Here is a 26,619-nt window from a genome sequence, read left to right as displayed (position 1 = left end):
CTGGGTCGAACCCTATACCTTAAGTATGTCGAAGAACTTGCCATTTATTTTACAACGATTACAGACTATGATGCATCAAGATTCTTTGCCTAAATCACGCTCTCGAAAGCCGTCCTGAAGAGACGGGACTTTACACCCCATTTTTTGGTAAAGGTTTCGTTTTTGGGCATAATTCGTTATAGCCTTGAAGGAAACAGAAACATTAATGTTATGCAGGATACCCAAAATCCCACAGTTTTAAATTCATTTCGTCGCGCCGCGCAAGTAGGCGAGTTTTTAGTTACCGCCGAGGTAGCTCCCCCAAAAGGGGTCAATGTCACACAGATGATTTCAATGGCGGCGACCCTTAAGGGGAGGGTTCATGCCGTCAACATTACTGATGGTAGCCGCGCCGTATTGCGGATGTCTTCGTTGGTAGCGTCGGTTTTTTTGTTACAAAATGGTATTGAGCCGATTTGTCAGATGGCTTGCCGCGATCGCAATAGAATTGGTTTACAAGCTGATTTGATGGGCGCTCATGCTTTGGGTATCCGCAACATATTAGCTTTGACTGGTGACCCGGTGAAAGTCGGTGATCATCCCCATGCTAAACCTGTGTTTGATTTAGAATCTGTCCGACTGCTACAGCTAATTCGCAAAATGAATCAGGGCGTTGATTGTAACGAACGGCCTTTCCCCGATGGCGCTACTGACCTATTTGCTGGTGCGGCGGTAGATCCCCAGTCTCCCAGTTGGTCAGGGTTACAAAAGCGATTTGAACGAAAAATTGAAGCAGGAGCGCAGTTTTTCCAAAGTCAGATGATTACAGATTTTGAGCGGCTAGAAAAGTTTATGGATACCGTAGCCGTTAATTATGAAAAACCCATTTTGGCAGGAATTTTTCTGTTGAAATCTGCTAAGAATGCTCAGTTTATTAATAAGTGTCTTCCGGGTGTAAATATTCCCCAGAACATTATTGATAGGTTAGATCAAGCCAAAGATCCTCTTCAGGAGGGAATGAAAATTGCGGCGGAACAAGTGCTAATAGCGCGAGAATTATGCCAAGGTGTCCATATTATGGCGGTGAAGCGGGAAGATTTAATTGCGCCAATTTTGGATTTGGCGGGAATGACAGCAGTGAATTAGCTACTACACCAATCTAAAACGGCGATCGCATTTTCTCTTAATTTTGGGTAGTGCGATCGCCTTCCCGTTTAAATCAAATCCCCCCACCTATCCGGTTTAGTAGAGAAAACATTGAAAAGATATCACGATACTTAAAAAGTGTCTGCGCCTTGTTTCTCCCATACCTCAAGGGAATATTTTTCCAGTCATCCCACAGATCATAGTGATGAAAGTAAATGTTATCCCTAATTTTTCTCAAATTTTCGCAGATGTGAACGGATTTTTAATCACCGTCGTCAACCCCTAACAAAACGAGTATGCTGTAGAAACCATATTAGAGTTATTCCCCTCTGAAGATGCTGGGTAAGCTTTGAATAAAGTGACAAGTATTTTCCAGCCCACTACAGTTAAATAATATGGACAGCCGAGTTTTAGTCTTCCGCTATCAATGGCATTACCAACAGTTACGGGAGATCATGCAAAGTTGAAATTAAGCGCCATCATCCCGGTAAATTCTGGTCAATAATTAGTGAAGAAATATTTACTTGACTTGATGGAACTAACCGAGTGTAATTGATGTTCGCGGCATTAAAAATTCCCGCTTATATTCCACCGTGGATCAGTTAGTAGAGATTGGAGAGCCAAAATTTCTATGCCTTCAGATGCTGAACTCTCTTTGGAGGCCGGTTTAGTTGCCCTCAAACAAGGAAATTACCAAACTGCGATCGCCAAACTTATACCTATAGCTAGTAATCAAAAAAATACTACAGTTAGCTTACAAGCACGGGTTGGTTTAGTCATGGCCTACGCACGCACCGGGCAAATCCGCCAAGCTACAATCATCTGTCAGACTCTCACCCACAGCAAAAATACACAAGTTGAAGAATGGGCTAAAGTTGCCCTCACACACTTGACTAAACGCAAAAAAAAGAGTCAGACTTCCACTAATTCTGCAACAGGATTTGTGGCTTTTGAAAATTCTCAAACCACTACGACATCAAAAAATAAAGTACCAAAAACCAGAAGAGATGATAATTTATCTGATGTGCAATCAGGTGAATACCGCAACTCCATCATGGAATCACCACCTGCTACAACAGAGAGTGATAGCAGTTATGCAACAGCTGCATCTGCAAATATTTATTGGCGACAAGCAAAACGTGCTAAAGTCTGGCAGCCACTACGTAAACCGAAGTTAATTCCCTTGCGGTTGCTAGGACTTGGCACATTGATAGCTTTGTTTTGGCTACTGCGAGCAATACTCCATCTCACAACGGGATTGATTAACTTTGCCTTAGTCAAACTACCTTACTTACAGCCATTACAGTTTCTCTACCGCGACCCCACCCCATTATTGTTGATCATTTTATTGATCATTATGGGGCTATCACCTTGGTTATTAGATTGGCTATTAGGCAACTTTTATCAACAGCGAGAGTTGTCTCCAGAGGTATTGCATGGCTACAGTCGAGAAACCGGTAGGGTACTCCAACGTTACTGCCAACAACGTCGCTGGAAGTCACCCAAACTGCGAGTTCTGCCCATAGCTGCTCCCGTGGCGCTGACTTATGGAAATCTGGCTCGTAATGCCCGGATTGTTGTGAGTCAGGGACTTTTAGAACAATTGGCAGATGATGAAATTGCCACTATCTACAGCACACAGTTAGGACATATTGCTCATGGAGATTTTGTCGTCATGTCTCTAATGTTGGTGCTGTCACTACCAATTCATCGGCTATATCAGCAAATATCCATATTGGGAAATAAGAACTCAGAGAGAATTTGGTATAAGCCAATAACTATTTTGGCTAGTGTGATTTATGGATTTTGGTGTTTGTTGACTGGAATTGGTTTATGGTTGTCCCGTTTACGGCTTTACTATAGCGATCGCCTCGCCTCGGAAATTACTGGTAATCCTAATGCTCTCACTCGCGCCTTACTAAAAATAGCCATCGGAATAGCTGTTGATGTCCAAAAATCAGAACAAACCAATTGGCATTTAGAAAGTTTAAATTTATTTATACCAGTAGGTTATCAGCAAAGTCTAACTTTGGGTAGTATTGCCGGCAGAATGCCCTTTGAATCTATATTGACCTGGGACACCTTACATCCCTATCGCCACTGGTTAGCCATTAATAATACCCATCCCTTAATTGGCGATCGCATCCTACGTCTCAATCAAATTTCCCGCCATTGGCATATAGACCCGGAACTCCATCTCACTAGCAAATACACTCATCAGGTAAAGCGTCAATCCTTCTTATTACAAATCGCTCCCTTTCTTGGTATTCCCCTGGGTTTGATGTTTGCCGGTCTGATTTGGCTGACCTGGCAAGCCGCTTTTGCTTTCAAGGTCTTAAATTTAAAGTGGATATACGAAGATGGGAATTTTGTTATAGGTTGCCTGCTCATTGGCTTTAGCATCGGTATGGTGTTTCGGATGAATGCGTTTTTCCCCGACATCAAAACCCCTAATGTACAAGATGAACAAAACCTGCCTAACCTCTTAGCCCATCCCTCCGCTATTCCTATTGATAGTATTAGTGTGCGGCTAGTCGGTAAGCTATTAGGTCGGCGAGGTGCTGGTAATAGCTTAGGACAAGACCTGATCCTACAGTGCAGCACAGGCTTAGTGAAATTACATCACGTTGCTTTAGGACAGTCCATTAATCCTCAAGATTTAATTGGTCGACAAATTATAGTTACAGGTTGGTTTCGTCGGGGAGCCACATCTTGGGTTGATATTCACACGTTGCAAACTCAAAGTGGTAAAACCATTCATAGCCCTCATCCCATTTGGTCTACTTTTATCGCAGTTGCAGCACAGGCTTGGGGTGCATACATTTTTCTGACAGGCTAATGCTGCTATGCAAAAGCCATAGAATACACCATCAACAAGGAAATGTAAATGAAATTTGCAATTATTGACAATTAATGTTAAGTTTACCTACAAATTTTCGACCAAAGAATTAACTCAGCAATAGCCCTTAGTTATCTAGAAATTGGTGAATCTGTGCAAGCCTATCCTTTTTATTTTCCCCATACAGCAAAAAACCTACCAGCCAATGGCTAGTTTTTGTTTCTACTCACCTTTGTTAAGCAATAAAATGTAATTTATGCTACGCTATAATAATACTATTCTTGAAAATGTATGCCCTGAACTAGCTACGTAGATAATACCGTGGTAATCTAAGAAATGGTATTCAGTTCTGCGAGCAAGGTCATCAAAGAAGATATTTACTTGAGCAAGTCAAGGCTTATAAATTTACGATTCTTAGAATTAAGGTGGTATTAACTGAGCGTTGTATGCGCTTTTGTATTAAACAAGCTTGATCCCAACGAAAAACTGTATTGTATAGGTTGACAGTTTGGAGTAAAAAATTTGGTTTACGGCAGTCTTGGTCAATAGCATCTATTTAACAGCCAAAGCCAAGTGATTGTTTTCTTGCCTTGCCATGTTCGTTCAACTCTGGAGGTATAGTTCATGTCCGTTCGCCTATATATAGGCAATTTGCCAAAAGAAGAAATAGATCGTCAGGATCTACAAGCAGTTTTTGCCGAAGAAGGCGATGCTGTGACTACAAAACTGATTAAAGACCGTAAAACTGGTAAATGCCGTGGTTTCGGTTTTCTCACAGTCAACAATGACGAACAAGCTGATCAAATTATTGAAAAGTATAATGGTCAATTGTTCCAAGAGACTCCCATAAAGCTAGAAAAAGCATTACCTCGAACAAAAGGAGAGGAGGGTGAAGACCAAGCTCCTAAAGCAGCTGGTGGTGCTGCGACAAGTCATCCGGCTCCTACTATCCAAAAAGAAGGTAGTCGTCGTGAGAAAGGTGCGAAGAAATCACGACGTGGTGGCGGCGGTGGTGTCCGGGAAAGCAGCACAAGCGCTGACTCAGATACAATTCGTCCAGATCCACGTTGGGCTTCTGAATTAGAAAAGCTCAAGGAAATGCTAGCGGCACAAACCACAAATTGAGCCTGTGGGGATATAACTTAAAACTGCAATTTTTCAGTTTTCAGGGTATGACTCCCCTTTTTTAGCTGCGATCGCTACTTTTGATGAAGTCCATATTTACTCACACAGCAGACATCCTCACAGGATTCTGTGTAGTAATCTAAGGCAATTCTACCAAAGATGGCGATCGCATTTTCATGACTCGAAGTTGATCTATGACAAGCATTAGATATAAATATAATTATCTATGTATAGCAGGGATTAGGAACAGGGAACAGGCTTGCCCTGAGCGTAGTCGAATGGCTGGAAACTCGGTAATTGTAAGAGTTTTATTATCTATTTCTGTCCTAACTTCCTTGGCGGTTGCTATATAAGGAAATTACACACAGTTTCTGTGCAAATCACTATAGGCTGAGTAGCCAAAAGCTGAAAATATTTGACATATTTAAAATAAAATAAATATTACTCAAAGTTCCTAAATAATCGAGTTAAGTTTGCGCGGCGAAACTTTGACGATACATTCCTGGAATTACCAACAAACAAAGTATGAACGCTACTACCCACAAACGTATTGCCTTAATTTCTGTTCATGGAGATCCGGCGATTGAAATTGGTAAGGAAGAAGCTGGGGGACAAAATGTTTATGTGCGTAATGTCGGTGAAGCACTAGCAAAGCTAGGATGGCGAGTTGATATGTTTACCCGCAAAGTAAGTGTAGAGCAGCAAACCATTGTTGAATTTAGCGAAAATTGTCGGACTATTCGGCTAGAAGCCGGGGCTGTCAAGTTTGTACCACGGGATGAACTTTTAGAATATATGCCGGAATTTTTGGATAATTTCCTGAAATTCCAAACAGAGAATCAGATCAAGTATGATTTAGTTCACACAAATTACTGGCATTCTAGCTGGATAGGGATGCAACTCAAAAAAATTCAAGGTAGTCAGCAAATTCATACTTACCATTCCTTAGGAGCCGTTAAGTACAACACAATAGAAACAATTCCCCTAATTGCTAATCAGAGATTGGCAGTGGAAAAACAAGTATTGGAGACAGCAGAACGGATTGTAGCGACAAGTCCCCAAGAACAGCAACATATGCGATCGCTCGTTTCCACAGCAGGTTATATTGATATTATTCCTTGCGGTACAGATATTCGCCGCTTTGGTTCAATTGACCGCCAAACAGCGAGATTAAACTTAGGAATTACTCCAGAGACTAAACTTGTATTGTATGTAGGACGTTTCGACCCACGCAAAGGCATAGAAACCCTAGTGCGTGCAGTCAACGAATCTCAATTACGTGGCGATAAAAACCTGAAATTAATTATTGGTGGTGGTAGCACCCCTGGAAATAGTGATGGAATTGAGCGCGATCGCATCGAGAATATAATTAATGAATTGGGGATGACTGAATTTACTATCCTCCCCGGTCGTCTCAGCCAAGAAATATTACCCACCTACTACGCTGCGGCTGATGTTTGTGTCGTTCCCAGTCATTATGAACCCTTTGGACTTGTAGCCATCGAAGCGATGGCTAGTGGTACACCTGTAGTCGCCAGTGATGTGGGTGGTCTGCAATTTACCGTAGTTCCCGAAGTCACAGGCTTATTAGCTCCCCCACAAAATGTAGCCGCCTTTGCAGCTGCTATCGACAGGATTGTGTTAAATCCCGAATTGCGAGAAAAATTAGGTCAAGCTGGCAGACAACGGGTAGAAAGTAAATTTAGTTGGGATGGCGTAGCCACTCAGCTAGGTGAACTCTACACCGAAATTTTACAGCAAAAAGTCAAAGAACCGGCATTGGTTCAGTAAGTAATCAGTAACTATAACTCTTGTGCAACCAGTTGACTATACGACCCTTACAGCTTCCTGTAGCGAACTCCGCGCTCACTGGTTGCCATCTCGATTAGAACAAGTTTATCAGCGCGATCGCTATACTATTGCCGTGGCATTACGCACCCTTAAACAAAGGGACTGGCTGGAAATTTCTTGGCATCCCCAAGGAGCGCGGATTTGTATTGGCGAACCACCACCACGATTACCAGATACCTTCACCTTTAGCCAACAATTAGTACATCAATTGGGTGGTTTGGCCTTGGTGGACATTCGGGCGATCGCCCCTTGGGAGCGTGTTATAGATTTACAATTTGCTCGCCGTCCCGGAGAAGAGGCATTATACCATATATATGTGGAAGTGATGGGCAAATACAGCAACGCCATCCTCACTGATGCTAGCAAGATGATTATCACAGCAGCCCACCAAGTTGGTCAGCATCAATCTAGCGTCCGCCCCATCCAAACCGGACAACCTTATGAAATTCCACCAAAGCTGACTGGCCCTGTTCCCAGTTTGACTGAATCCCCAGAACGCTGGCAAGAAAGAGTGAGCCTAGTCCCAGGAGCAATTAAGCGTCAGTTATTAAAAAGTTATAGCGGCTTGAGTTCTGCACTGGTGGAGTCTATGTTAGTGGCGGCGAATTTAGCCCCAGATACTACCACAGATAAACTCAAACCGGAAGACTGGCAACGGCTATTTACCCGATGGCAAGAATGGTTACAAGCATTGGAGTTAAATAAATTTCAACCAGCTTGGACAGCGAATGGTTATACCGTTATGGGTTGGGGCGCAGTTACAGCAGAAAAAAATATCCAAACCTTACTTAATCGCTACTACACTGACGAATTAAATCAGCAGGTTTTCGCTCAGTTACGGCATCAATTAAACCAGAAATTACATAATATTTTAGTAAAATTACGGAATAAATCCCAAACCTTTTCTGAACGCTTGCAGCAATCAGATCAAGCGGATGAATATCGAGCAAAAGCCGATTTATTGATGTCTCATCTGCATAAATGGCAACCAGGGATGATAGAAATTATCCTGAATGATTTTGAAACAGAACAGCCAGTTGCGATCGCCCTACAACCAGATAAAAATGCCGTCCAAAATGCCCAACGGCTTTATAAACAGCACCAAAAACTCAAACGCGCTCGTGCGGCTGTGGAACCATTGCTATTTGATGTCAACTCCGAAATTAGCTATTTAGAGCAAGTAGAAGCGGCGATCGCTCAGATAGAACAGTACCAAAACACAGCAGACTTACAAGCCTTAGAAGAAATCCGCGACGAATTAATTGGACAAAAATATTTAGAAGATCCAGGATACCGCAGTCGCAGCAACAGCGAAACAGCCAGCACCAACTTTCATCGTTACCATACCCCCAACGGCTTTGAAGTCTTAATCGGGCGGAACAATCGCCAAAATGACCAATTAAGCTTTCGCGTAGCTGGAGACTATGATTTATGGTTCCACGCCCAAGAAATTCCCGGAAGTCATCTACTACTACGTTTAGAACCCGGCGCAGTAGCAGAAAAAAATGATTTGCAATTTGTAGCTAATCTTGCCGCTTACTACAGTCGCGCCCGTCAAAGCGAACAAGTACCTGTAGTTTATACTCAACCCAAGCACGTTTACAAACCCAAAGGAGCCAAGCCAGGTATTGCCATTTATAAACAAGAGCGCATCCTCTGGGGACAACCGCAGTTAATTCGTAATTCGTAATTCGTAATTCGTAATTCGTAATTCAAAATCTCCCCTCTCCTTTTCCCAAAGGGAGACGCTACGCGAAAGCAAGGAGAGGGGCTGGGGGTGAGGTTAGTATATTTTATTAAATCCGCATTCATTGGTGATTAAAATCTTCTCCCCCCTGCACACTGCTCCCCTGCCTCTTTATTCCTCACGGTATTTTAGATTTATTCTTAAAGATAGAGGCGCACTCTCCTCAGTCATATCTTTTTTTTATATTTTTGATAAAAAAACTGTGTGAACTGTTACAATATTGTTAAGAAAAGTTGCCCGTCAATTTTGGGAACGCGCAATTTTAATTTTCACTCCATGAGAAAACAACGCGGAAAAACATTTTTGAGACCAGCTGTGGGAAGCTGGTCTTTTTCGTCGTTAAAGACAGAAGACGCAAAACATCAATTTTAGGTCTCCTTTAACGGATTAACGAAAATTAGGAATTTTCAAAGGTGTTCACTACTCCCGAATCTATTTAGAAACTAAATCTAGTTCTGAGCGCACCAATGACAACATCATCGTTGTTACTGTTATGGTCTGGGGATGTTAACCAAATGATACCTGGGGTAATGGTAATATTGTCACTCAACTTATACTGGTAAAAAGCCTCAAGGTGATAGGAAGTATCCCTATCTGTACTCACTCCTGGGATGGTAGAACTGGTGACTCTGGGTTCTACACCAGCAATAATTCCAGCTAAGTTACCTCTTTTACCCAAGTCAGGAAAACCCAGGGTAACGGCATAATTCCAAATTTCAGCTTCTCCTTCATCACCCGTTAAAGCACGGCTGTTAGTGTATCCTGCCCAACCACCTAATACTAATTTTTCACTGAGACCAATGGAGGCTTGGACACCGTAGGAATCGCTGGAGAAGGCTTCACCATTGAAATCTGTTGTAGCGGCATTGCTACCAGTAAGTAGTGGTTGTTTGTAAGAATTAAGATAAGTTAAACCTAACGCAATGCGATCGCTTGGTCTAACTGTTAACTGCGCCAATGCACCGTAAGCACCATCAAATAAACCATTTTTGTCAGAAGGGTCATTAGCTGCGCCACTTAAATAACCTAAACTGAGTGATAGGCGATCGCCGAATTGCTGAGTTACACCCAAACCAGCACCACCTATCTGGCTATAAATTGGGTTGCGTGTCCCAAAGGTAGACAAAGCCCCACTACTACCATCACCGTCAAATAGATTCACTGTACTAGTGATGTCATCTGCTGCACCAGCATTGGCGATCGCAATTACTTCTGTTTTTGCACCTAGAGGAAACTTGTAAAACAGTGCATCTATGACCGCATTATTAGTCCCATCACCAGCGAAAAATAAGTTACCCTCTGCTGTCCCAATGTTAGGACTTAAAATATTATTAGTTTGGATTCTCGTAAATAGGGTATCTTTCCCAGTAAAACTGGTAACAAATTGAATCCGCGATCGCACTCCCAGAGTAGTATTTTTATCAGTAATATCTTGATTATTAACTCTGTCACCGCCCAAAACATCACTAATAACTGCGACTACTTCCCCTTGCAGTTTAGTGGTAGTAGAAAACTGATTTGCTTCTAATTCCGCAGTACGTGCTTCTAGTGAATCTACTCGACCCCGTAGTGTTGCGAGTTCTGCCGAAAATTCCTCTTGTAGTCTTTGTAACGTGCCTAAATCCTGTTGTGTCAACACATCGCTAGTAGCAGTAGCAATCAGTTCATTAACCCGATCTAAACAAGCATTCAAACCAGCCGCAAATTCATATCGAGTCAACGCCCGATTACCGCGATAAGTGCTATCTGGATAACCTGCAATACAACCGTAACGTTCTACCAAAGACTGCAACGCTTGAAAAGCCCAATCAGTCGGTTGCACATCCGATAACTGAGAAACCGAGGTAACTTGCGCCATTACCTGAGCTTTTGTAAATTTATCAGATGAAATTTCTGAATTACTTATGACAGATGTAGTGGGTATTTCCACTGCATATACAGCCGAGCTAAAAAAGAGCATAGCACCGCCCAATAAAGGGCTAAACAGTAAGTATGCTGAGAATTTTGGCATTTCTTTCCTCACACTTATGAATCGTAGATTGCACTCATACAATAAGTTTTAGAGAATACCTTCTTTAAAAAAGTATTTTCCAAATATTAACAGGAGTTTAAGGATTTTGCTCACCCCACCAGTGAAAAACTTTTATTTCTTATTGAATTGAGAAATCTTAAAACGCAGTATCTTATAAAACATTAAATAATTTTGTTGTTTTTTATACAAAATATTTTTTACTCCTATTGTGTGAGAATGATACTTATTCTATAATCAAAACGAATCTCATTCTCAAATATTTATTTGAGAAAAGTCAAGTGATCATCAATTTAGAGGGGAAAAATCGTGATGTGGCAGCGTTTGATACCGAAAAAATCCCAAAAAAGTAGAGGTATCCTATCTTTAACGGCTTTACTCACCTTGTCAATTGCCGTTGGCTGTAACCAATCAAACACAGATATAGTAGAAACCTCAGAACAAACACCCCCAGCACAGGAAGCAGCAACGGGAGAAAAAATAGGAGTTGTAGCCACAATTTTGCCTACCTATTTATTTACCAAAGCTGTAGCGGGAGATGTCGCCAATGTATCAATTATTGTACCGCCAACTACGGACGTGCATGATTACCAATCAACACCCGATGATGTGAAAGCAATTTCTACAGCCAGTATTTTAGTAAAAAATGGCTTGGGATTAGAGGAATTTCTGGAAAGTACTATCAAAAATGCCGACAATCCTAACTTGGTTGAAATTGATGCGAGTCAGGGTATTCAAACCTTAGATAAAATTTCTCCCGTCGATGAAACTGTAACAGAAGACGGACATAGCCACGCACATGAACATGATCATGCTGAGGGAAATCCTCACGTTTGGTTAGACCCAGTTTTAGCAAAACAACAAGTAACAAATATTCGAGATGGATTAATTGCGGCTGACCCTACGAATAAAAATATTTATGAAGCCAATACTGCGGCTTATATTCAAGAATTGGAGAATTTAGATCAAGAATTTCAGCAAACTTTACAACAAACTCCTAACTGTACTTTTATAACTTTCCATGATGCCTTTCCATATTTAGCTCAACGCTATAATCTCAAACAAGTGGCTGTGGTACAACTTCCCGAAGACCAACTTTCCCCCGCAGATGTGCAGAAAGCTGTGGAAGCTGTAAAAAACTATAACGCCAAAGCTTTATTTAGCGAACCAGGGGTAGATAATAAATTATTAACCAGTCTTGCTGAAGATTTGAATATTACTGTGCGTAACTTGGACTCTTTAGAAACTGCTAGCGGGAATAGCAATCCTGAATATTACTTTCAAGCAATGAGAAATAACTTGCAAACTCTACAGGCTGGCTGTAAATAATTTAATGATTATTTTTCTGAAATTCATGAACAATTAATAATTACTTATTATCCAGGAATAATGACATCTCCTATTTTAAAAGTCGAAGGATTAAATGTATATCAAGACAGTTATTTAGCTGTGCGAGATGTTGCTTTTGAATTATTACCAGGAACTGATACAGCTATCGTTGGTCCTAATGGTGCGGGTAAAAGCACTTTGGTGAAGGCGATTTTAGATTTAATTCCCCGCAGTGCAGGTACAATTGAAATTTTTGGTCGCCCAATTACCAAGTTAAAAAATTTGCGTCATCGCTTGGGTTATATGCCTCAAAATTTTATTTTTGACCGCAGTTTTCCCATTTCTGTGAGCGAATTAGTTGGACTAGGATGGGTGAATGAAAGTAACAAGCAGACTTCATTTTTTTGGCAGAAAAATCCCAGAAAATCAGCAGCTATAGCCGAGGCTTTGCGGCGTACCGATGCTTATCATCTCAAGCACCAAGCTATTGGAACTCTGAGCGGTGGTCAATTGAAGCGGGTATTATTAGCTTATTGTTTGGTCGTTCCTCGCCAACTTTTGGTATTAGATGAAGCTTTTGCTGGGGTTGATGTTCAAGGTACAACAGATTTTTATGCTTTGTTAAATGAATTGAAGCGAGAAGAAGGTTGGACGGTGTTACAAGTTTCCCATGATATTGATATGGTAAGCCGTCATTGCGATCGCGTTCTCTGCTTTAATCAAACTGTTGTTTGTACTGGTCAACCGGAAATTGCACTTTCGCCCCAAAATCTGTTAGCAACTTATGGACCTGGCTTCACTCCTTACCAGCATCATCATTAATATCTGAAAGTTACAAAAATATGGCGTTACTTTAGTGCATCTGGTTCATCCAAATGTTCCGCGACAGCCTGATAAAGATGAAAAATATGATTATCATGGAGGTGATAAAATACATTTCTTCCTTGTTTACGATATCCCACTAAACGCATCGCCCTTAAGTGGCGGAGTTGATGAGAAACTGCCGATTCACTCATGTTTAGTAATCCCGCCAAATCACTAACACAGAGTTCTTTGTTAGCCAAAAAAGAGAGGATGCGTAGGCGATTAGGATCTCCTAAAAAGCTAAAAAATTCTGCCATTCGTTGAGCTTTTTCGGGACTGAGAACCTGATCTGCTAAGTCTTGCACAATCTTACTATCTATAATTATCTATCTTAAATTATACTCAATATTCTGTGATTTTAAAATCAAATTCAATTATCATAATTATTATTGATAGTTAGAAAAATTTTTCTGTCATTAATACCAAAAGGCTAAAAGAATATATATTTTAACTAGTTCGGATCATGTCTATAAGATTCCTATCTGATTTTGGCGACAACTCTGTATATATATAAGTATTTAATTTATTGTTACTAATTTTTATACAAATACCCTTGTTTGTACGGTGAAAAGCATCAAGAAAATCGAATGGTTATAGATGGTAATTATGTATTTATTCAGTGTTTCCCAGTTTAACTTGCTAGCGATCGCCACTAACTTTGACTTTGTAAATTTGTTACAGTTTCCTTTCATGCAACGGGCGATCGCAGGTGCTGTATTAATGGGCATCCTGGGGGGATTACTAGGTAGTTTTGCCACCCTGCGCCAGTTATCCTTTTTCAGCCATGCTGTGGGTCACGCAGCATTAATCGGCGTAGTCTTAGGAGTATTGCTAGAGTTAAACCCGACTTGGATGCTATTGCCTTTTACCCTAGTATTTGGCGTGGTTGTCCTCTACTTCATCGATAAAACCGATTTAGCCAGTGATAGCGTTCTGAGTATAGTGCTATCGGGGTCATTAGCCATTGGCATAATCATGACAGCCTTCGTTCCGGGTTATCGTGGCAACTTAATGAGAGTATTATTCGGGGATATTCTCGCCATCAACAATACAGATTTAATTTTGACCTTACTTTTGCTGATAGCCAGTAGCATATTTATATTTTCCACCCTGCAACAGCAAATTTTATTAACCTTGAATGCCGATGTAGCCCAAGTACAAGGTGTTCCAGTACAACTGTATCGCTATGGTTTCATCATTTTACTTTCCCTCTCTGTGGCTGTAGCAATTACCTCCGTTGGTGTTTTGCTGGTTAATGCCTTTTTAGTGATTCCTGCTTCCACAGCCAAGCTGATGAGTCATCACTTTAGCCGATTTTTAGGGCTATCCATGATCATCGGTTCTACTACAAGCCTATCTGGGATTATAGTTTCCGGTGTTTTTAATCTCCCATCCGGCCCCAGTATTGTGCTGGTGCAGTTTTTATGCTTTCTCGGTGTTTTCTTGGCGGTGAAGTTGAATTTGAAAGCACCTTAAACTTTTTTTATTTAACCCCTTGCCAAGCAATTATTGTTGTGCTACATTTATTAATCGTGGGTCACATAAATCCCCAAGCCGGGATAGCTCAGTTGGTAGAGCAGAGGACTGAAAATCCTCGTGTCACCGGTTCAAGTCCGGTTCCTGGCATATATTTAACTCCCTGAAAATTAAGGTTTTCTGGGGGTTTTTACTTTGTGATGACTGAAAAATAGAAAGCATATGTTCTAATTTTGCTAAAAACTTTGGTCATTTTTAATACCTTGAGATAAAAAATAGGTGTAAATTAGAGGAAAATTACAGTAAATTAGAGGAAAATTACACCTGATCAAATTCACCAAGCCAATCTAAACCATTACTAATATTACCTTCTACTGCTTCCTAATTTTAGATGCTTGAAAACAAGCATTCTTCGTTAAGCAATAAATCCACCAGGGTTACAAATTTTATATAACTCAATATATTTTAAATAGGCATTTTTTATCTAATACAACTGTTATCATATACCATTGTCTAATTATCAAAAGTCTTACTTTTAAATAGGCGCATTCCATTTGCAGTCACTAACAAAGAAGTCCCGGTATCTGCTAAAACGGCTACGGCTAACCCAATAAATCCAAAGGTTCCCAATAGTAAAAATAACCCCTTTGTTACTAAAGAAAAGATCACATTCTGTTGAATCACGGATACAGTGCGACGGCTCAATTCTATTGCATAAGCTAGTCGTCTGAGATCACTTCCCACAATCACTACATCTGCTGTTTCCAAAGCAATATCTATGCCACCCACCGCAAAACTAATATCCGCAGAGGCCAGGGCTGGAGCATCGTTGATACCATCTCCAACCATACCTACCACTCCATCACGACGCATCTGTTGAATTTCTTGGAGTTTATCTTCAGGTAGCAATTCTGCTCGATACTCTGTAATTCCCACTTGTTGAGCAATTTGCCCTGCAACACTGGTGCGATCGCCTGTCAGCATTACCAACCGCTTTAGTCCCAGGCGTTTCAATTGTCGCACGGCTTCGGTTGCTTCTAATCGAATACCATCAGAAAGTGCGATCGCTCCTAATAACCCTTCCTTTGCTCCTACAAGTACCGGAATTTGACCGAGTTGTTCAATTTCAGTCAACAAGGATTCAGCATCATCAGACAAGGGAATATTTTGCTCTAAAAATAACCTTCGATTGCCAACAAAGTATAATATCTCACCCTCTGGGTTTGCAGTCGCTACAACGGGGGGAACCCCCGCAACGCGCTGCTCATTAAAATTTGCCTGAATCCCTTTACCTGGTAATGCCATGAAATTAATAGGTGTTTCTAACTCCATCTTTTGTTCATGAGCCTTAGCTACAATTGCCTTGGAGAGCGGATGTTCTGACTGTTGCTCAAGTGAAGCGGCAATTTGTAACACCATGTTTGCGCTTACATTCCCAAAGTCATAAACCTTCTGGACAATGGGCAATCCTTGGGTAATCGTACCAGTTTTATCAAAAGCCAGAGTTGTCAAATGTCCGGCTTTCTCCAGTGCATTGCCCCCTTTAAATAAAACACCGTGGCGAGTTGCAGCACCAATGGCGCTAACAATGGAAACTGGGGTAGAAATCACCAAAGCACAAGGGCAAGCTATTACTAACATTACCAATGCCCGATAAAACCAAACGTTAAAAGGTTGAGCAAATGCCAAAGGTGGAATTAGAGTAATAGCGATCGCCATCAAAATTACAATCGGGGTGTAAACTTCTGCAAACCGATCCACCCACTGCTGAGAAGGAGCGCGGCTTTCTTGGGCTGCTTCTACTAAATGAATGATTTTAGCAACGGTCGTATCACTAACATTATGAGTGACTTTAACTTCTAAAAAGCCCGACTGATTCAACGTCCCCGCAAAGACAGTATCCCCGACTTCTTTATCTTCTGGGATTGATTCTCCCGTAATCGGTGATTGGTCAATAGCACTTATCCCAGAAACAACAACACCATCCAAAGCCACGCGTTGTCCTGGTCGAATTGTCAAAATTTCCCCAACTTGCACACTTTCCACAGGAACTGTAACTTCTTTATTCCCCCGCTTCACAGTAGCAGTAGGTGGAGTTAAATCCATCAGGGCGCTGATAGCATTGCGTGTGCGACCAAATGTGAACACTTGCAATGTTGTACCCAAAGAAAACAGAAACAGGACTAATGCTGCTTCAAACCAGTCTCCTAAAATCACTGCCCCGATAACTGAAATGGTCATCAGCAAATTCATATCAGCACGACGCAAGCGCAACTCAAACAAACCAGCCCGTGCAATCGGATAACCTGCAATTACTATACCAATTCCATAAAAAGCTCGCGTTATCCAAATAGGTAATGCTAAATATTGAGCAACTAAGCCCAGAACTAACCCTATTCCCGCTAAAATTACGCTTTGTCCCCGGCGGTTATTCACCCAAAATTTCCAGTTTGCTGAGTCGCGTTTTTGAATTTGTTTTGAGGCTGAATCGTCTTGATGGTCATGTTGGTGGGAACTTAATTCATCAGTTAGTTCAACTGTATAACCCAGACTGCGAACTCTATTATAGATTGTCTCTTCATCGACCTGTTGCGGGTCGTAGGATACCTGCATTTTTTCAGTTGCAAAGCTGACTGATACCTGAATAACCCCTGATATTTGCTGTAAGCCAATCTCAACTGTTTTGACACAACTGCCACAATCCATCCCACCAATTTTTGCCTGTAGTTTTTGAGTAGAAGCTACTTCAAAATGCTCATGTTCGCTGTCATGGGAGTGGGTGTGATGATGGTCGTGGTCGCCTGTACAGCAATGGTCATGATTATGGAGCTTGACCTCACTATTTTGTTTAACCGTATAACCCAAAGCAGTGATGCGATCGATAATTTCTGCTTTGTTCAGGATATCTGAGTCATAAAAAACTTTCACTTTTGCAGTTGTAAAACTCACCGAAGCTTCCCTTACACCATTCAATTGCTGCAAGCTGGCTTCTATCGTCTTAGCACAACTGCCGCAGTCCATACCATCAACTTGCAAAAACTGGGTTTTGAGAGAAGGGGTTTGAGTCATGACAGCTTTACAGAAAAAACTACAAAGTTAACTGCCTATATTTTAATACAATAATTGAACAGTTGTTCAACTATACAATGATTATCATTTTAGATAGTATAAAATTTATAACCATTACTTACGCAGAAAACCAGACTTAGAGCATTTTCAACATTCTGATGCTCATGTAGTGCATTTAGATAATGTGCGCTCAACTCAAGCGGAAATTCTCGCAACTTCCAAGGCCAAACAGATAGGGGATTTAAGTTTGGCTACACTTTGCTGACAGTAATTCTGCTATCGAATCTGATGGCGATATTGCTGCAATTGCTATGTGTGCGTTTGGGTGTAGCTACGGGGCAAGATTTGGCACAAGCTTGTGGGAATTATTTCAGTTCAAAAGTGAGCTTTTGCTTGTGGGTATTATGTGAGAGGATGTTTGAAAGTCAAAGTGAGTCAAAAATCATGCGAGTGGTCTAACCGTAATACATATCATCGCAATATAAATAAACGTCTCGGAGGTTTGCGGGAGACGCTCATAATCTTTACTTAAACTTCGGCTAAACATTATTCCTGTGTTGATTAATTGCTGGCTCCGATTTTAGCGATCGCATCAAGGGCTGACAGACATAACTGTGTTTACTGAGTCGCGTGTTCCTTGTATTCAGCGTGAGCTAGGAATAGCATCTCACACAATCCACTCTGAGGCGCGTTCACCTAAATCCAGGGGAATACTTACAGCTTTACCCAGTCGGGGGCGATCGCGCGTTTGGGCAATAAATGTTTGAACTTGCAAAGTGCCACCCAAAGCCTGAAGATAATTAGCAATGCTATCCAGATGCTCTTGGTACTCCGCCTCAGTTAAGGGAAAAGAAGCTTGCTCAAGATACTTCCACATAATTTGCAGAAATATTTTACCCTTAGTGCGCCGAAATTGGAGATCATAGGAGTATCCCCACTTCTCCAGCAATAATTTTCGTAAATCCTGTCCTGTCATAGTTTTCCTCCACTAGATTTTACATTTAGTTATGATGTTACGTTCCTTAACTCAAGTATGATAGACATATAAAGAAATGTAATGCTAACAGAAGAGATGCTGAATATATCTTGGAATAAAGAAAATTAGCATCATTTTAGGCGTTGGCATTTCGACTCAAACAGGAGTAGCTTAACTACTGGTACTCTTGTAAGAATGCTTAACAAAATACACAAAGAGCGCGTAGAATATGGCTCAATTCTCAGAATCAATGGACGTGCCAGATATGAGCCGTCGTCAGTTCATGAACCTGCTCACTTTTGGAACTGTGACAGGTGTGGCTTTAGGTGCATTGTATCCTGTCGTCAACTACTTTATTCCACCTGCTAGCGGCGGCGCTGGTGGTGGTACAACAGCCAAAGACGAACTGGGTAACGATGTTAGTGTCACAAAGTTTCTCGATAGTCACAATGTAGGCGATCGCACCCTAGTTCAAGGGCTAAAAGGCGACCCCACCTATATCGTGGTTGAAAGCAAAGAAGCAATTACCGACTACGGCATTAATGCAATCTGCACACACTTGGGTTGTGTTGTTCCCTGGAATGTAGCAGAGAACAAATTTAAATGTCCTTGTCACGGTTCTCAGTATGATGCAACTGGTAAGGTAGTCAGAGGACCAGCACCTCTATCTTTGGCTCTCGCACACGCCAAAACAGAAGAGGACAAAATTGTCTTGACCCCTTGGACTGAAACCGATTTCCGCACCAATGAAGAACCTTGGTGGTCTTAATTAAGTACTTTCTTCTGAAGTGCTGAGACCAATGACCAATGACCAATGACCAATTAACCAGAGAATCATTGTCTTGATAGAGATGAGAAACGCCCGTACCACAGCGAGTTTAACTCGCACTGCTAAAGCAATCATCAAAACATTGCTAATAGCGATCGCTACCTTGACATTTTACTTCACTAGCGATCTAGCCCTGCCCCAAACCGCTGCAGCTTATCCCTTCTGGGCGCAACAAACCTATCCTGAAACTCCCCGTGAACCCACCGGCCGGATTGTTTGCGCCAACTGTCACCTAGCAGCTAAACCAGCAGAAGTAGAAGTTCCCCAATCAGTCCTACCTGACACTGTATTTAAAGCAGTGGTCAAAATCCCCTACGATACCAACATACAGCAGGTCGGGGCTGATGGTTCTAAAGTTGGGTTGAACGTCGGCGCTGTGCTGATGTTACCAGAAGGCTTTAAAATCGCACCTGAAGACCGGATTTCTGAAGAACTGAAAGAAGAAGTAGGCGATGTTTACTTCCAACCCTACACCGAAGATCAAGAAAATGTTCTTCTTGTGGGTCCCATACCTGGTGAACAGTATCAAGAAATCGTCTTCCCAGTACTTTCTCCCAACCCCGCCACAGATAAAAATATTCACTTCGGTAAATATTCAGTTCACTTAGGTGCGAACCGGGGACGTGGACAAGTTTATCCTACTGGTGAAAAGAGCAATAATACCGTTTACAATGCTTCCACCACCGGCACAATTAGCAAAATTGCCAAAGAGGAAGATGTATATGGTAATGCTAAATATCTAGTAAACATCCAAACAGAATCTGGCGATATTACTATTGATACTATTCCCGCAGGTCCAGAATTGATTGTTTCGGAAGGACAATCTGTAACTGCTGGTGATGCTTTGACCAATAACCCCAACGTCGGTGGATTTGGTCAAAAAGATGTAGAAATCGTATTGCAAGATTCTACAAGAGTTCAAGGCTTAATTGCATTCATTGCTCTTGTAATGTTAGCTCAAATAATGCTCGTGCTGAAGAAGAAACAAGTTGAAAAAGTTCAAGCTGCTGAACTTAACTTCTAAACTCTTTGCTAAATTAATACTTCTGATGACAGGCAAAATGCCTGTCTTTTTTTTAGGGTGTGTTTGCAGTTCTGGAAGGGGAAAATTTGCACATTTGGGAATGCTCCCTGATATTCTAGATGTTGATACCTATTCATCTGTCTGAGGTGAGGGGTATTTTTTTGCGGGTTATTAAAGGAATTAAAAATTAATAGATGGTAAGAGAAGATTTAATCATATTGAGTAATGGCTGCATAAATATATCTACTATTATCTTTACAAAAACAAGTAAAATCGGAGTAGCAATTCCAAATAAAATAGCCTGTCGAATAGAATATTCCTCTACTTTTTTCTCCAGATCATCCAAACGTGTTTTCAAATAAGGAAGGGAAGAAACTAAATCAGGACCATTCATTAAATCAGGGGGAATTAAATCATAACCTATCTTCTGTCGTGGCTTTTCATCATCTTGATCCAAGTCTGCATACCATATCGAAAATACCCTGTCACCTCTTCCTATATGAAGGTGAAGAGGACCAGCATTATAAACAGCAAAAATTAGTTTTCCACGATAACCAGGATCAACATGAAGACCTGAAACATTAATCAGTCCCTTTGACTTAAATTTAAATTTAATTGAAATAAATGCAATTGCATTTTTAGGAACTTCAATTTGTTCAGAAGTTATCAGAAATGCAAACTGTCCTGGAGGGATAGGAACAGTTTCTTTCTCGCTAAGAGGAATCTTTTTCCGTTCTTTTAGAGGTGTATCAGGAAGGGGTGAAATATAAACTTCTTCCCCTAAACACAATTGGTATGATGCAGACTCAATTTGATCGTCACTAAATGGTTCAATTAAACTAGGAAGACGAGAACGCAAAGTTTGTGATGACCAAAAACTCATTTTTATTTACTCAAGATATGATTAAATGAAAGTTTTCTATTAATAGAGGCAAAATATCAAACTAGACTTCTTACTTTAAAGTATACCAATTTGATAAGTTATTAAACCTGCATCAATATCAATAACTACCGTTCCTCCCCGATTTTTTTCTACCTGTCGCCAGACATCATAACCCATGAGAATAGCCCTCTCCCAATCTCCTAGCGAACAACAAGAAACTTCTAAATGAGATGTCATATTTTTGATGGTTTTTAATAGTTGGTAATCTAATGTTGAAACACCTTCTAAAAAACCGTGATCTTTAGCATAGCTAAATACAAGTGCTGCTATACCTTCTTCAATAGCTACTGCACGACCTCCATCTTCTACTTCGTCAATAAGAGGATTACTTTTTCGTTTACGTTTAAGAATACTTCTAGTAACTACAGACCAACCTAAAACAGCAGCATAAGCAAAATGAAAAACATCATGGAAGCGATATCCATCACTTTTATAAGAATTATCAGTAAGGTCATTTCCTATCTGTTCCTTGTTAATAAATGCCTTCATTTTAACTGAATTATCTTGACTGATTTCTGTAATTTCTACTTCAAATTGTCTTGGTAAACTTTCATTTTCAGAGAAGTCATTATCAAAGATATAAATCGTATTTTGATCATCTATTGGTGATGAATTTCTCCATCCCCAACGGTCATTACACTTGCTCAGATTATGTTCTGCAATTTCTTCTAAATTTAGGTTGAATTTACTAGCTATATTGGAAATATACCAAAGCATATCTCCCAATTCTTCTGCAATTCCTTCTTTAAATAATTTGTGTGCATCACCATCGCGTAAATGTTTTTTATATTCAGTCATCAATGAACCAACTTCACCAACTAAACCTAATAGGGGTATGATTAATTCACTCCCTTCAACAGCAGGAATTTGATCTGTATTCAGTGCTTCTGTTTGATATTCAGAAAAATTCATAATGAAATTCCTTCTATTAAAAAGTTTGACTTTATGGATAACAATATATTAGTTAATTTTGAGAAAAAATAATTGCTTGCGTATTCTTTTTAAGATATAAAGGATGGCGTGGATATCCATATTTTGTTATCCCTAAACAGTAAAGAGGTTTTTGGACAGAAATAAGATTGATAACTTCTTGATCTCGTTTTTTTAAGTTGCCTTTTGTACCCCATGCTAAAATAATTTTAGATGTATTGTTTATTGCTAATTCTAGATAGTGATTATTTTCTTTTCCTACAGGTTCATCTACCTGACGAAGTTCACGTGGGTTTGTAGCAATATAAGCAAACAAATTCACCACTTCAAGAGAACCATAACCCCAAGATTTAGCAAAGTTAATACATTTACGAAGTGTGGGATCATCTTTTTCTTGGTCAGCGATGCTTGGGTTAAGCATGACAAAAGTAACTTGCTGTAAATTTTTATCCCATTTACGTCCCAGTACGTAGCGGTAATTTCCATCAATTGTTGCATATTTTTCCATTTGACCATACTTTCCCGTTCATGAATCAAAATTTCTAATTATTAAAACATATCAAAACAAACACAACTGATGAGATTTTTCTGTATCTGCATTTTGCACAGCTTTTAATTTTTTATTCTGAGTATTCTGCTGATATTTTTTATGCAATTTTGATAAATTATCCGATATCTTAGATGTAGGTTTCACGAAAGAATCTAACTCTAAAGATAACTGTTGACAATTATCTGGTAAATGAGGAATTTCTAATGTTGGTAATCTCTGAGCTAAAGTTTCTTGAACTTGATCATTAATATCCCATTTGGGAGGATAAAAATAATCAATTTGTTGAGGAGTTGCAGTAAATTTGGCTTTTATCTTTTTACGATTACTTTTTAAATCAGGAAATGCGGCTCTACAATACTTATCAGTTTCACAAAAAAGATTTTGACAGTCTATAGCTTGTAGCGGACGACCCCAGAGTGATTGAAAATTTAAACCCAAACGTTGAAATTCATTTTCTTGATTTTCTGTCATCCAGTGAATGACATCAGCATAACTTTTTCCCTCGGTATCAATAAAACATTTATTAATACCACGTTCTGCTCCTGGACCTGCGATAGTAAAACTGTTTTCATCAAAATTTATGACTTCACTATAATTAATATCTGTCGCTAATTGGTAAGCCATAAACTTACCTAATAATGGATATGATTCAATGATATGAAAAATATCTTCAAAACTTTTAGCTTTTACTATGGGATTAATTACCCTATCCTTAAAAACCATTTTATCAATTAATGCCAAATGATTTTGGTGTTTTTTATCATAACCAAACTCTTTACTAGCACAAGACATATATGCACTTGTATAAATCACATATCCAAGCTCCATAGCTTCTTGTAATATATTTGAATATACGTCTAAATCAAAATTGGACAGTGTAATATAATCTCCTATTTTGTTCTCTAAATATTCCCAAGTTTCTATTTTATTAAAAATTTTAAATAATAAAATCCTGAATAAAACTTCTTCTTCATTTTTGCTTCTATTCTCATCATAAATGACATTTTTGATCAGATATTGAGAAACCCGATCACTTACTCGATAAGCATTACAAAATTTATAAGTATTAAGAATGGAATCACTAGTCCAGGGTGGTGGTACATTTTTAAGTTTGTTGAAAAATACTTCCTGACGCTTAGCAGCAAATCGCCAATAGGTATCAAAAATTTCTTGTCTTACTTGCATATAGTATTCTCCTCGTTTCTCTTCATCAGTTTCTAATCTTTCTCAATTATTGGGTAATACGGGTCAGTTAAACCCAAAAATTAACATTATCAGACTTTTCTTTGGGTTGCGCTTTTGCTTAACCCAACCTACTATTTTTTAACTTTACTTAAGGATTGGGAATTAGACGCAGAAGTTAAATTGTTGTGGGAAAGATATTAGATAAAAATGATAGGGGTTGACTCATATTAGCCGCAAAGCCTAAAATTCCTCGGTCTCGATGTTCGTAAATTAACTGACCTGTGTTATCAAATAGAAAAGTTCCCCCGCGCTGAGTTAAGTAATCAGAATTAGGTACATAACTCTGCCAATTACTCAGAACTTCCACCATATTCCGTAGTCGCAGAGTCGCTAACTCAAAGGGGCGTTGAAACCCAGTCCCGCCAGCTAATTGGAAAAACGAGCCTTTAAAAGCAGGTAGGGGAGTACCTTGAATCATTTCATCATCTTCAATCAGTTGAGGGGCTTGACGATCGCCCCTGTATCCCCGAAAAACTTCTGCAAGGGTTCCAGGACTTCCAATACCTGCACACATTAACATTAGATTTAGCCAAGCTTTCTGAGACTGGGAAAGTCCAGGGAGAGAAAAATTTAGTCCTGAATAAAGATTGAGTTGGCGGTGTAGTTCTGCATTTGGTTCAAGAAATAACTTATCTGGCGGAAATCCTGTATATTCACAGAATTTTGTTCCAGAGGTGCGATAGCGAAGCGCTGCTGCAAAGCAGATCGCCAATTCCCACCGCACGAATAGCCAGTTTTTCCTCTGAAAATTTTTTAGCTTCGCGCTGTAACCACCACGCATATTCCAGACTATCAAAATCCCCAAGTTGCGGCCAGACTACAATCAGGATATGTGATGCACTCTCGCAATTTTCTAGTAGAGGTCGGCTCACACCATCACTAACACGCTGATGTGTGGTCTGATTCAGGATAGCGTAGGGATTCATTACCAAGTATTAACGGCTATTTATTCAATTTTAAGTAGAACAAGGTCAAAAAACCAAGGTCTATGAAGATAAGTTATTTAACCATACTGTTACCAATTTTTACCTAAAATTACTTGCGATATAAAGTCATAACGATTATGCTTAAGTAAGATACAGAAAAAAGCAGTTAAATAAAGTCCTGATCATGAGAGTTGAAGAAATTCCCTTGAATCAAATTAAACGGCCGTTACCTCGTACAAACGATCCTCATAAAGTACAAGCCTTAATGGAATCTATTGCAGCTATTGGACAAAAAGAACCCATTGATGTCTTAGAAGTTGAAGGAAAGTATTATGGCTTTTCGGGTTGTCACCGTTATGAAGCTTGTCAACGTTTAGGCAAAGAAACAATTATTGCTAGAGTCCGTAAAGCTCCACTTAGCGTCCTCAAGATGCACTTAGCATGAGTTAATAGATATTAAACGTTAGATTTCTCAAACATATAAGCAATTAGGAGAAAAATATGTCATCTCAAGCAACAGCCAAAAATGTAAATATCGGTATTGACGATGCAAATAGGGCGAAAATTGCCGAGGGGCTATCTCGTCTATTGGCTGACACCTATACGCTATATCTGAAAACCCATAACTTTCATTGGAACGTTACAGGGCCAATGTTCCAAACGTTACATTTAATGTTCGAGACTCAGTATACAGAACTAGCTTTAGCCGTTGATTTAATTGCCGAAAGAATCAGAGCTTTGGGACACCCTGCACCGGGAACCTACAGCGAATATGTCAAACTCAGTTCAATTCCAGAAACTCCAGGAGTTCCTAAAGCTAAGGAAATGATTAGCTTGCTGGTGGAAGGACAAGAAGCGGTAGTCAGAACTGCACGTTCTATTTTCCCTATATTAGAAGAAGTTAACGACGAACCCACCGCCGATTTATTAACTCAACGGATGCAAGTCCACGAAAAAACCGCTTGGATGTTGAGAAGTTTATTGGAAGAATAGGGATTAGGGCGCAGGGGGGAAGAAGCAGATGAATAATGACACCCAGAAGTTGCAAGTTTTGATGCAGCGTGTAAATATTTCTAGCTTTAAAGCGTTGAGTCGTGATGCTGGTGTTTCTGAACGTCAAATTTTGCGGCTGCGACAGGGAAAGCTAGTACAGATGCGGGTGGATATTCTGCTGAAGTTATCCCAAGTGTTACAGATTTCTTTGAGTGAATTAATAGAAACTTTTTCAGCAGTTCATACTCAGTCGGAAGCTATACTCACCCTAAGCCCACTCCCCAGTGAAAAAGAAATTGCAGAGTTAAAAATAGAGTACCAGCGATCGCAACTGCAATTAGCAGAACAACGAGAAATATTAAAACAAGAATTCCAGCAGTCGAGTTTACAATTGCTGGAATCTTTATTATTACAATGGCCGACAGCAGCCCAGAAAGCTGAAGAAAATCCCCAGTTAGCAGCAATTAAAATTGTGCCTTTGGTGCAGAAACCCTTAGAAAGATTATTACAGGATTGGGGAATACAGGCGATCGCCCCAGTAGGAGCAAAAGTACCTTATAATCCCCAAATCCACCAATTAATCGCCGGAACAGCCCAACCAGGTGAAACCGTGAAAGTCCGTTACACAGGCTATCTACAAGGCGACAAACTACTCTATCGAGCTAAAGTCAGTCCAGTGGAAGAAGCAGGAAGAGGGGGGAGTTAGAAATTACTCTAAACTCTCAATTACTTAACAACCGTTCCTCCTC

General features: G+C 40.1%; 22 protein-coding genes, 1 tRNA gene and 1 pseudogene. 15 read left to right on the top strand and 9 right to left on the bottom strand.

Going from position 1 to position 26,619, the window contains the following annotated elements; all coding sequences use genetic code 11:
- Window positions 1-210 precede the first annotated feature (210 nt).
- The 5 genes from VB620_RS18125 to VB620_RS18105 all read left to right on the top strand — a co-directional run bounded on the left by VB620_RS18125 (window position 211) and on the right by VB620_RS18105 (window position 8,630).
- On the top strand, window positions 211-1,125 hold the full coding sequence (locus VB620_RS18125) for a methylenetetrahydrofolate reductase (protein WP_323197546.1): 915 nt from the start codon (window positions 211-213) through the stop codon (window positions 1,123-1,125).
- 631 nt (window positions 1,126-1,756) lie between these two features.
- Window positions 1,757-3,964: a M48 family metallopeptidase gene (locus VB620_RS18120; RefSeq protein WP_323197545.1), complete on the top strand. Its 2,208-nt coding sequence runs from the start codon at window positions 1,757-1,759 to the stop codon at window positions 3,962-3,964.
- Between the two features lie 624 nt (window positions 3,965-4,588).
- Window positions 4,589-5,089: an RNA recognition motif domain-containing protein gene (locus VB620_RS18115; protein ID WP_323197544.1), complete on the top strand. Its 501-nt coding sequence runs from the start codon at window positions 4,589-4,591 to the stop codon at window positions 5,087-5,089.
- 525 nt (window positions 5,090-5,614) lie between these two features.
- Window positions 5,615-6,880: a glycosyltransferase family 4 protein gene (locus tag VB620_RS18110; protein ID WP_323197543.1), complete on the top strand. Its 1,266-nt coding sequence runs from the start codon at window positions 5,615-5,617 to the stop codon at window positions 6,878-6,880.
- Window positions 6,881-6,902: 22 nt separating this feature from the next.
- Complete coding sequence (locus VB620_RS18105) at window positions 6,903-8,630, top strand: Rqc2 family fibronectin-binding protein (protein ID WP_323197542.1); 1,728 nt, start codon at window positions 6,903-6,905, stop codon at window positions 8,628-8,630.
- Window positions 8,631-9,123: 493 nt separating this feature from the next.
- On the opposite strand, the gene VB620_RS18100 is transcribed toward VB620_RS18105, so the two are convergent.
- Entirely contained in the window at window positions 9,124-10,698 is a 1,575-nt protein-coding gene (locus VB620_RS18100) for an iron uptake porin (RefSeq protein ID WP_323197541.1), read from the bottom strand.
- Window positions 10,699-11,028: 330 nt separating this feature from the next.
- On the opposite strand from VB620_RS18100, the gene VB620_RS18095 reads away from it, so the two are divergent.
- Window positions 11,029-12,045, top strand: a complete 1,017-nt coding sequence (locus VB620_RS18095; RefSeq protein WP_323197549.1) for a metal ABC transporter substrate-binding protein — start codon at window positions 11,029-11,031, stop codon at window positions 12,043-12,045.
- Window positions 12,046-12,105: 60 nt separating this feature from the next.
- On the top strand, window positions 12,106-12,867 hold the full coding sequence (locus VB620_RS18090; protein ID WP_323197540.1) for a metal ABC transporter ATP-binding protein: 762 nt from the start codon (window positions 12,106-12,108) through the stop codon (window positions 12,865-12,867).
- 26 nt (window positions 12,868-12,893) lie between these two features.
- Here VB620_RS18090 and VB620_RS18085 read toward each other — a convergent pair whose 3' ends face one another.
- A complete protein-coding gene (locus VB620_RS18085) occupies window positions 12,894-13,166 on the bottom strand; it encodes an ArsR/SmtB family transcription factor (protein ID WP_407674257.1) in 273 nt (90 codons plus the stop codon).
- 349 nt (window positions 13,167-13,515) lie between these two features.
- Between VB620_RS18085 and VB620_RS18080 the strand changes: the two genes are divergently transcribed.
- Together VB620_RS18080 and VB620_RS18075 are read left to right on the top strand one after the other, a co-directional pair.
- A complete protein-coding gene (locus VB620_RS18080; protein ID WP_323197539.1) occupies window positions 13,516-14,385 on the top strand; it encodes a metal ABC transporter permease in 870 nt (289 codons plus the stop codon).
- Between the two features lie 77 nt (window positions 14,386-14,462).
- Window positions 14,463-14,535: transfer RNA gene (locus tag VB620_RS18075), tRNA-Phe, on the top strand.
- Window positions 14,536-14,898: 363 nt separating this feature from the next.
- Here VB620_RS18075 and VB620_RS18070 read toward each other — a convergent pair.
- Window positions 14,899-17,454 (bottom strand): heavy metal translocating P-type ATPase, encoded by a 2,556-nt coding sequence (locus VB620_RS18070; protein WP_323197538.1) that lies wholly within the window; start codon window positions 17,452-17,454, stop codon window positions 14,899-14,901.
- A 288-nt stretch (window positions 17,455-17,742) separates the two neighbouring features.
- On the opposite strand from VB620_RS18070, the gene VB620_RS18065 reads away from it, so the two are divergent.
- Window positions 17,743-17,913, top strand: coding sequence for a divalent metal cation transporter (locus VB620_RS18065; RefSeq protein WP_323197537.1), 171 nt, complete (start codon window positions 17,743-17,745; stop codon window positions 17,911-17,913).
- A gap of 208 nt (window positions 17,914-18,121) precedes the next feature.
- On the opposite strand, the gene VB620_RS18060 is transcribed toward VB620_RS18065, so the two are convergent.
- Window positions 18,122-18,430 (bottom strand): DUF3067 family protein, encoded by a 309-nt coding sequence (locus VB620_RS18060; RefSeq protein ID WP_323197536.1) that lies wholly within the window; start codon window positions 18,428-18,430, stop codon window positions 18,122-18,124.
- A gap of 229 nt (window positions 18,431-18,659) precedes the next feature.
- Here VB620_RS18060 and petC point away from each other — a divergent pair, with 229 nt between their 5' ends.
- Together petC and petA are read left to right on the top strand one after the other, a co-directional pair.
- Window positions 18,660-19,199, top strand: a complete 540-nt coding sequence (gene petC / locus VB620_RS18055) for a cytochrome b6-f complex iron-sulfur subunit (RefSeq protein ID WP_323197535.1) — start codon at window positions 18,660-18,662, stop codon at window positions 19,197-19,199.
- Between the two features lie 82 nt (window positions 19,200-19,281).
- The gene (gene petA / locus VB620_RS18050; RefSeq protein ID WP_323197534.1) at window positions 19,282-20,283 is read left to right on the top strand and encodes a cytochrome f; all 1,002 of its coding nucleotides are present in this window, start codon (window positions 19,282-19,284) and stop codon (window positions 20,281-20,283) included.
- A gap of 187 nt (window positions 20,284-20,470) precedes the next feature.
- On the opposite strand, the gene VB620_RS18045 is transcribed toward petA, so the two are convergent.
- The 5 genes and pseudogenes from VB620_RS18045 to VB620_RS18025 all read right to left on the bottom strand — a co-directional run bounded on the left by VB620_RS18045 (window position 20,471) and on the right by VB620_RS18025 (window position 24,877).
- Complete coding sequence (locus VB620_RS18045) at window positions 20,471-21,166, bottom strand: dCTP deaminase domain-containing protein (protein ID WP_323197533.1); 696 nt, start codon at window positions 21,164-21,166, stop codon at window positions 20,471-20,473.
- Window positions 21,167-21,241: 75 nt separating this feature from the next.
- Window positions 21,242-22,138 (bottom strand): nucleoside triphosphate pyrophosphohydrolase family protein, encoded by an 897-nt coding sequence (locus VB620_RS18040; protein WP_323197532.1) that lies wholly within the window; start codon window positions 22,136-22,138, stop codon window positions 21,242-21,244.
- A gap of 52 nt (window positions 22,139-22,190) precedes the next feature.
- The gene (locus VB620_RS18035; RefSeq protein WP_323197531.1) at window positions 22,191-22,664 is read right to left on the bottom strand and encodes a DUF1643 domain-containing protein; all 474 of its coding nucleotides are present in this window, start codon (window positions 22,662-22,664) and stop codon (window positions 22,191-22,193) included.
- Between the two features lie 51 nt (window positions 22,665-22,715).
- A complete protein-coding gene (locus tag VB620_RS18030; protein WP_323197530.1) occupies window positions 22,716-23,891 on the bottom strand; it encodes a nucleotide kinase domain-containing protein in 1,176 nt (391 codons plus the stop codon).
- Between the two features lie 175 nt (window positions 23,892-24,066).
- Window positions 24,067-24,877: pseudogene (locus VB620_RS18025) on the bottom strand (peroxiredoxin-like family protein).
- Window positions 24,878-25,058: 181 nt separating this feature from the next.
- Between VB620_RS18025 and VB620_RS18020 the strand changes: the two are divergent.
- From VB620_RS18020 to grpE, 3 genes are read left to right on the top strand one after another with little or no spacing between them, the layout of a single operon-like run.
- Window positions 25,059-25,322 carry a sulfiredoxin gene (locus VB620_RS18020; protein WP_323197547.1) on the top strand — a complete coding sequence of 88 codons (264 nt, stop codon included), beginning with the start codon at window positions 25,059-25,061 and terminating at the stop codon, window positions 25,320-25,322.
- A 56-nt stretch (window positions 25,323-25,378) separates the two neighbouring features.
- Window positions 25,379-25,870 (top strand): Dps family protein, encoded by a 492-nt coding sequence (locus VB620_RS18015; protein ID WP_323197529.1) that lies wholly within the window; start codon window positions 25,379-25,381, stop codon window positions 25,868-25,870.
- Window positions 25,871-25,898: 28 nt separating this feature from the next.
- Window positions 25,899-26,576 carry a nucleotide exchange factor GrpE gene (grpE, locus tag VB620_RS18010; protein WP_323197528.1) on the top strand — a complete coding sequence of 226 codons (678 nt, stop codon included), beginning with the start codon at window positions 25,899-25,901 and terminating at the stop codon, window positions 26,574-26,576.
- The last annotated feature ends 43 nt before the right edge of the window (window positions 26,577-26,619 follow it).

Source organism: Nodularia harveyana UHCC-0300 (genome assembly GCF_034931085.1).
Taxonomy (GTDB): domain Bacteria; phylum Cyanobacteriota; class Cyanobacteriia; order Cyanobacteriales; family Nostocaceae; genus Nodularia; species Nodularia harveyana.
This window is presented reverse-complemented; position numbering and strand designations above follow the sequence as displayed.

Excerpts from the sequence above, each read along its gene's own strand:
- VB620_RS18090 (WP_323197540.1), top strand. The coding sequence starts at position 12,106 with ATGACATCTCCTATTTTAAAAGTCGAAGGATTAAATGTATATCAAGAC.
- VB620_RS18080 (WP_323197539.1), top strand. The coding sequence starts at position 13,516 with ATGTATTTATTCAGTGTTTCCCAGTTTAACTTGCTAGCGATCGCCACT.
- VB620_RS18060 (WP_323197536.1), bottom strand. The coding sequence starts at position 18,430 with ATGACAGGACAGGATTTACGAAAATTATTGCTGGAGAAGTGGGGATAC.
- petA (WP_323197534.1), top strand. The coding sequence starts at position 19,282 with ATGAGAAACGCCCGTACCACAGCGAGTTTAACTCGCACTGCTAAAGCA.
- VB620_RS18070 (WP_323197538.1), bottom strand. The coding sequence starts at position 17,454 with ATGACTCAAACCCCTTCTCTCAAAACCCAGTTTTTGCAAGTTGATGGT.
- VB620_RS18040 (WP_323197532.1), bottom strand. The coding sequence starts at position 22,138 with ATGAATTTTTCTGAATATCAAACAGAAGCACTGAATACAGATCAAATT.
- VB620_RS18095 (WP_323197549.1), top strand. The coding sequence starts at position 11,029 with ATGTGGCAGCGTTTGATACCGAAAAAATCCCAAAAAAGTAGAGGTATC.
- VB620_RS18125 (WP_323197546.1), top strand. The coding sequence starts at position 211 with ATGCAGGATACCCAAAATCCCACAGTTTTAAATTCATTTCGTCGCGCC.
- VB620_RS18065 (WP_323197537.1), top strand. The coding sequence starts at position 17,743 with ATGGCGATATTGCTGCAATTGCTATGTGTGCGTTTGGGTGTAGCTACG.
- VB620_RS18035 (WP_323197531.1), bottom strand. The coding sequence starts at position 22,664 with ATGGAAAAATATGCAACAATTGATGGAAATTACCGCTACGTACTGGGA.
- VB620_RS18110 (WP_323197543.1), top strand. The coding sequence starts at position 5,615 with ATGAACGCTACTACCCACAAACGTATTGCCTTAATTTCTGTTCATGGA.
- VB620_RS18115 (WP_323197544.1), top strand. The coding sequence starts at position 4,589 with ATGTCCGTTCGCCTATATATAGGCAATTTGCCAAAAGAAGAAATAGAT.
- grpE (WP_323197528.1), top strand. The coding sequence starts at position 25,899 with ATGAATAATGACACCCAGAAGTTGCAAGTTTTGATGCAGCGTGTAAAT.
- VB620_RS18030 (WP_323197530.1), bottom strand. The coding sequence starts at position 23,891 with ATGCAAGTAAGACAAGAAATTTTTGATACCTATTGGCGATTTGCTGCT.
- VB620_RS18045 (WP_323197533.1), bottom strand. The coding sequence starts at position 21,166 with ATGAGTTTTTGGTCATCACAAACTTTGCGTTCTCGTCTTCCTAGTTTA.
- VB620_RS18100 (WP_323197541.1), bottom strand. The coding sequence starts at position 10,698 with ATGCCAAAATTCTCAGCATACTTACTGTTTAGCCCTTTATTGGGCGGT.
- VB620_RS18015 (WP_323197529.1), top strand. The coding sequence starts at position 25,379 with ATGTCATCTCAAGCAACAGCCAAAAATGTAAATATCGGTATTGACGAT.
- petC (WP_323197535.1), top strand. The coding sequence starts at position 18,660 with ATGGCTCAATTCTCAGAATCAATGGACGTGCCAGATATGAGCCGTCGT.
- VB620_RS18120 (WP_323197545.1), top strand. The coding sequence starts at position 1,757 with ATGCCTTCAGATGCTGAACTCTCTTTGGAGGCCGGTTTAGTTGCCCTC.
- VB620_RS18085 (WP_407674257.1), bottom strand. The coding sequence starts at position 13,166 with ATGGCAGAATTTTTTAGCTTTTTAGGAGATCCTAATCGCCTACGCATC.